The sequence below is a fragment of the Syntrophorhabdus sp. genome (genome assembly GCA_012719415.1).
In the GTDB taxonomy this organism is placed as follows: Bacteria; Desulfobacterota; Syntrophorhabdia; order Syntrophorhabdales; family Syntrophorhabdaceae; genus Delta-02.
On the sequence record JAAYAK010000080.1, the window covers coordinates 24,717 to 30,876 of the forward strand.

The window sequence follows — 6,160 nt, forward strand, 5'->3', positions numbered from 1 at the left end:
TTCCTGGTTGTGTCGTCATCCCGAATTCCAGATATCAGTCCTTTTCCGATTCGAGACAATAAGAAAGGTATCCATTCAGCCTGATCTTGCCGAATGGATACCCTCGCTTGCTATTCCATATGGTCAGCCGGTATCAACCAGCTGCTTCTTCCTTGCCTTTTCTGACGACGGCCCTCTTGTCCTCGGGCGGAGGAGGAGGCACCGGACCGGTGATCTTCGATATGGCGCGGAACTTGGGAGGACAAACCTCGAAGCACGTCCCGCAGCGGACACACTTGTCCTGATCGACGATGTGGATCTTCTGTTTCTCGCTGATGATCGCGTCGACAGGGCAGCGCCTGGCACAGGTCATACAGGCCTGACACTTTTCCGGGTCGATCCAGTACGAGAAGACCTCGGCAAACTGTTTGTCTATCTCTTCCTTCGTGAAGAGCTTCTCTGCCTCGGCATGGTCGTGACCCTCGAGACGGGTCGTGAGCTTTTCCCTGTTCACGATCTTGAAGTAAGGGATGAGCTTTTTCACTTCGGCAAGGCGGGTCTTGAGCTCCGCGGCGTCCATGCCCTCCGCTTTTCCAAGGGGACCGATACCCTTGATGGTCTTGACGAAATCGTTAACGGATTCCGTGAAAACGTTCGCCTCGGCACCGGACATGAAATTGATCCGGAGCCTCTCGGGATTGAGGCCTATATGCTCCATGATCCTCCTGAAAAGCAGAACCATGTTCTGGGCCTGATAATTCCCGTGTGTGATGTAGTTGCACTCGCCCAGGTGGCAGGCACCCAGGAACACGCCATCCAGTCCGTTCTCGAAGGCCCTGAGGACGAACCCCATGTCCACCCTTCCGGAACACATGACGCGGATGATCCTCATTTCAGTTGTATATTGCAGTCTGGAAACTCCAGCCAGGTCAGCGGCGCCGTACGCTCACCAGTTGCATGCGAAGCCAAGGACTCTCGGTTTGAATTTTGCCGTACTCATCCGTTCCCACCTCCTTCTATAGGTTTACGCATCTGCGGCCGCTGCCGCGTCGATCTGTTTCATTATCTCGTCTTCGGGGACAACCACATCGATCTCGCTGACAAGTTCGGTGTCGGTGTAGTGACGAAGCTGAATCGCCCCGGTGGGACACTTGGTATTGCACAGGCCATCCCCTTTGCACAGCACGGGGTTGACCACACACTTCTTGCCCTGTTTCGTATCCTTGAGTTCAAGGGCGCCATAGGTGCAAATCTCGACGCATGCCCCGCAACCCATGCACCGTTTTTCATCGACGGCGCACACGGAGCCTGAGGCCACGACGATGTCGTTGGACAGAAGGGTAAGGACCCTTCCGGCAGCTCCGTAGGACTGGTTGATCGTCTCCTGGATGAACTTCGGATAGTGGGCGAGGCCGCAGAGGTAGACACCGTCCGTCGCGAATTCGACAGGCCTCAGTTTCACGTGCGCCTCTTTGAAGAAACCATCGGGGCTCAGGGTGACCTTGAACTGGTTCGCGACCTCTTTTGTCGCCGCCGAAGGAACGACGGCTGCTGCCAGCGCGATGATGTCCGCGTCAAGCTCGAGCTTCTTGCCCAGGATGTAATCCGTCGCCGTGACCTTGAGAACGTCTCTCTTGTCCTCGGCCTTGCCCGGTTCCACCACAGGCGGATCTTCCGGTTCGTAACGGATGAACTTCACGCCTTTCTCGGCTGCCAGGCGGTAGTAATCCTCGTTGAATCCATAAGTCCTCACATCCCTGAAGAGGATGTAGATGTCCATGTCGGGGTTCTTCTCCTTGAGGAGGAGAGCGTTCTTGATCGATTCGCTGCAGCATATCCTGCTGCAGTAGTTGCGCTCTTCGTTCCTGCAGCCCACGCACTGGATCATCACGAGGCTCTGCGCGCCCGTGACCTTCTCATCATCGGAGGTTATCTTCTCTTCAAGCTCCAGGTGGGTCAGGACCCTTTCGTCCTGTCCGTAGAGGTACTCCGTGGGCGTGTACATGTCGATGCCGATGGCGACGACCGCCGCGCCGTGCTTTATCACCGTGGACCCCTTGCTGGCGGACTCCACGGTGGTCACAAAGTTCCCGACATAGCCTGTCGCCTCGGTTATCTTTGCCTTGTGGTACACGTGAACGAGGGGATGCTGGTAGATCTTCGATTTGAGGTCCTTCAGGTACTCCTGAACATCAAGGCCCTGGAGCGTTGTGTGGATCCTGTTCGCGATGCCCCCCAATTCCTTTTCTCTCTCTATGAGGTGGACCTCATGGCCCTGGTTCGCTATGGACAGGGCGCAGTTCATGCCGGCGATGCCGCCGCCGACGACAAGGGCCCTCTTGTCCACGGGCAGGTCGAATTCCTGGAGGGGTTCCAGCTGGCAGGCCCGTGCCACGGACATCCTGATGATGTCATGGGCCTTCTCCGTGGCCTCTTCCTTCTCCTTCTGATGTACCCAGGAGTTATGCTCCCTGATGTTCGCCATCTCGTAGTAGTACTGGTTGATCCCCGCCTCGCGGAGGGTGTCTCTGAAGAGGGGTTCCAGGGTCCTCGGCGAGCAGGCCGCCACGACGACGCGGTTTAGACCCTCTTCCTTTATCTTGTCCGTTATCTCCCTCGCCGAGTTGGTGGCACAGGAGAACAGCTGCTCCTGGGCGTAGACGACGTTGGGGAGGGTCTTGCAATACTCGACCGTTCCGGGAACATTGACGATCCTGCCGATGTTGGCACCGCAGTGGCAGACGAAAACGCCGACCCTGGGCTCTTCCTGGGACACGTCCTTCTCCTCGGGGTAGATCCTTTCCTTCGCCAGATTGCCCCTTCTGTACTGGAGCAACTCGCCGATCTGGGAACCGGCGCCGGAGGCGCTGAAAACGGACTCGGGAATATCGATGGGCCCCTGGAGGGCGCCGCTCACGAATATGCCCGGCCTGTTCGTCAGCATGGGGTTCGTGGGATCGATCCTGCAGAAACTATGTTCCTCAAGCTCAATACCATACTGTTTTGCCATCTCTTCCACGCCCTTGGGAGGGTTCATGCCGATGGAGAGAACGACCATGTCGAATTCTTCCTCGATGACGCCGTCCTCGGGGGTGCTGTACCGTATGGTGACATTGTGCGTCACCGGATCTTCTTTGACAATTGACGGATAGCTCCGGAAGAACCTGATGCCCGGAAGGTTCTGCGTCCGCTCGTAGTAGCGCTCGAAATCCTTGCCGTAGGCGCGCACGTCGTTATGGAAGATGGTGCATTTCGCGTCCGCGTCGTGGTCCTTCGTCAGGATGACCTGCTTCTGGGTATAGGTGCAGCAGACCGCGGAGCAGTAGCTGTTGCCGCCCTCGATCACCTGGCGGGAGCCGATGCACTGTATCCAGGCGATGTTGTGGGGGTGCTTCAGGTCGGACTTGCGGAGGATCTCGCCGGCGTAAGGGCCGGTGGAGCACAGGAGTCTCTCGAAGTCCATGCTCGTCACGACATTCTGGAACTCGCCGTAGCGGTACTCCTCTCTCACTTTCGGATCGAAAGGCTCGAAACCGGGGGCGAGGATGATGGCGCCGACGTTGATGTCTTCCTTCACAGGCTGCTGGTTGAGATCTATCGCGTCATTCTTGCAGACCGCCTCACAGATGCGGCATTTCTTCTCCTTGAGATAGAGACAGCTCTCGTCGATGTAGGTGATGAGCGGGATGGCCTGCGCGAAATAGACGTGGACCGCCTTGTTCATCGATATGTCCTGATTGTACTGGTCCGGATACTTCACCGGGCAGTACTCCACGCAGACGGTGCAGCCCGTGCACTTGTCCTCTTTGATGTAGCGGGGTTTCCGCAGAAGTGTTACGTTGAAATTTCCTGCTTCTCCCTCCACGTTCTCAACTTCCGTGTAGGTGAGCACTTCGATGTTCGGATGCCGGCCGACCTCGACCAGCTTAGGCGCGAGAATTCACATCGAGCAGTCGTTGGTCGGGAAGGTCTTGTCGAGCTGGGCCATGTGCCCGCCGATCGACGGCGACTTCTCGACCAGGTATACCCTGAATCCCGCCGTGGCGAGGTCCAGGGATGCCTGAATGCCGCTTATGCCGCCGCCGACGACCATGACGTCGCCGAAGTTGCCGGCCGCGCGGCTCTTGCACAGCTCTTTAATGTTTTCGTTGAGCGATATAACGTTTTCCACTTTCTATCACCTCATCGGTTTTTTTCTTGTATGCTATATAACTTCCAGGATGACTTCCGTTATGTCCTTGACCTCTATATCGTCGGCATGGTTCATGACCAGCCTTGAATCCTCAAGCGCGGTGATGCAGTACGGGCAGGCGGTGATGAGCTCTTTCGCGCCCACCTCGAGAGCCTGTTCTACCCTGATATTGGAGAAGCGTTCGTGCTTTTCCGTTTCCGCCCAGACCCTGCCCCCGCCCATGCCGCAGCAGGTGCTGTCCATGCGCGCCTCGGGCAGTTCGGTGAGCTCGACTCCGGAAACCGCTTTCAGCGCGTCCCGGGGGTCGTCGAAGATGCCGTTGTGCCGGCCGAGATAGCAGGGGTCGTGATAGGCGACCTTCTTCGCGTACTCTCCCGAGAGCTTGAGCTTCCCTTCAGCGATGAGCTGCGGCAGAAGCTGGGAGATGTGGACCACCTCGAAGTTGACCTTGAACATGGGATATTCGTTCTTGAATGTGTGGTAGCAGTGAGGGGAGGAGACCAGTATCTTCTTGACGCCCGCATCGACGAAGGCCTTGATGTTCTCCTTCGCGAGTTTCTTGAAGAGGTCCTCATTGCCCGTCTTGCGGATGCTTTCCCCGCAGCAGTTCTCCTTCTCGCCGAGGATGCCGAAGCTGACGCCCGCCTTTTTCAGGACCTTCGCCGTGGCCTGGGCGACCTTTTTGAGCCTGGGGTCGTAGCTGCAGTAGCAGCACGGGAAGTACAGGTACTCCATGTCTTCCTTGAAGGGCTTGACACCGAGGCCCTCGGCCCAGGCGCCCCTGGTCTTCCTGTCTTCGTTGAAGGGGTTGCCCTGGCCGGAGAGGCCCGAGGCGACCGTGCGGTATGGTTTGACGGGACCGGCAAAGACCCCGTAGCCCGTCGCCATCCTGCGTATCGCCATCATGTCGTCGATCTGCTTGACATCCCTGGGGCAGCGCTGGGGGCACTTGCCGCAGGTGGTGCACCGCCAGATCTCTTCCTTCTCGATCTCGCTGATGCCGAACGTGGCCTCGCGGATGAGCTTTCTCATGCTGAACTTGCGCACCTTGTTCCAGGGACAGACGGTATCGCACTTGCCGCACTGGTAGCAGTACTTGACGGCGTCTCCGCCTTTCTCCTTTATCTCGTCTATTACCTCTTGAAAGGGGGCTATAATTTCCACGTATCCATCCTCTTTAAGTTATCTTGACGTCTAATCCTTCTGGGATATCCGGGCTATGGCCTCCGCGACCTTGTCCAGTCCGTACTTATCGATCATGGATACAAGGCCCGTCTCGACCTTCTCCATCTCAACGCTCTCTTCGACCTCCTCCTCCCTCTCCTCGTAAACAAGGACGTCATTGAGACACCACTCGACGCACTTCGGCTGTTCGAGGGGCGGCTCGTCTTCGCACATGTCACACTTGAGGGGCAAGCCGGAGTCGGGTTCCTTGAATATGTCCCTCGACGGGCAGGTGGCCCTGCAGAAGGTGCACTCATCGTATTCCTTGCCGTCGATCACATACTTCTCCCTGCCCATGCATTCCGCCGGGGTATATTCACCCGCGAATATGGGAAGCCATATGTCCTTCAGCGGGTGACGGATTATCTGAATGCGGGACCGTGCCGGATTGATCGTGCTGTACCTGGGCGTTGAGTGAAAGGCGGAACAGACTAGCTCGCATCCCCGGCAACCGTTGCACTTATCGGCATCAACCTTGATCGTCTTGACTTTCTTCTTAATCTTGGCCATCTTTCAATATCCCTCTCTTTTCTAAGTCTTCCGCAACGTAATCGAGATCCAGCTCATGCAGCCGTTCCTTTGTGGGAACGCCGTCCTGGTTCCAGCCCTTGAACGTATAGTACGCGGACATGAGGTTCTCCTCGATCTCGGGGAACCTTCTCTTCCAGTGGTCTTGTGGCGGCTTCTCGTCCTTTCTGCTCATGCCGCGCCTGTTGTTGAGCGCCCTGTGCAGGTTGCGGCTCCTGTTGACTATCTTCTTCAGCG

Annotated in this window: 5 protein-coding genes; all 5 read right to left on the minus strand. The window is 57.1% G+C overall.

From position 1 onward, the window contains the following. Positions 1–133 precede the first annotated feature (133 nt). Positions 134–979 carry a hydrogenase iron-sulfur subunit gene (locus GXX82_05275; GenBank protein NLT22438.1) on the minus strand — a complete coding sequence of 282 codons (846 nt, stop codon included), beginning with the start codon at positions 977–979 and terminating at the stop codon, positions 134–136. Between the two features lie 24 nt (positions 980–1,003). After that, positions 1,004–4,072, minus strand: coding sequence for a CoB--CoM heterodisulfide reductase iron-sulfur subunit A family protein (locus tag GXX82_05280; protein NLT22439.1), 3,069 nt, complete (start codon positions 4,070–4,072; stop codon positions 1,004–1,006). Between the two features lie 111 nt (positions 4,073–4,183). Next, complete coding sequence (locus GXX82_05285) at positions 4,184–5,335, minus strand: (Fe-S)-binding protein (GenBank protein ID NLT22440.1); 1,152 nt, start codon at positions 5,333–5,335, stop codon at positions 4,184–4,186. Positions 5,336–5,365: 30 nt separating this feature from the next. Continuing rightward, positions 5,366–5,905 carry a (4Fe-4S)-binding protein gene (locus GXX82_05290; GenBank protein NLT22441.1) on the minus strand — a complete coding sequence of 180 codons (540 nt, stop codon included), beginning with the start codon at positions 5,903–5,905 and terminating at the stop codon, positions 5,366–5,368. Next, a partial coding sequence (locus GXX82_05295) for an aldehyde dehydrogenase (protein NLT22442.1) occupies positions 5,892–6,160 on the minus strand: 269 nt, incomplete at its 5' end. The genes GXX82_05290 and GXX82_05295, both read right to left, overlap by 14 nt.

Bases quoted from the DNA above. Each gene is read 5' to 3' on its own strand.
- GXX82_05290 (NLT22441.1), bottom strand. From the start codon at position 5,905: ATGGCCAAGATTAAGAAGAAAGTCAAGACGATCAAGGTTGATGCCGAT.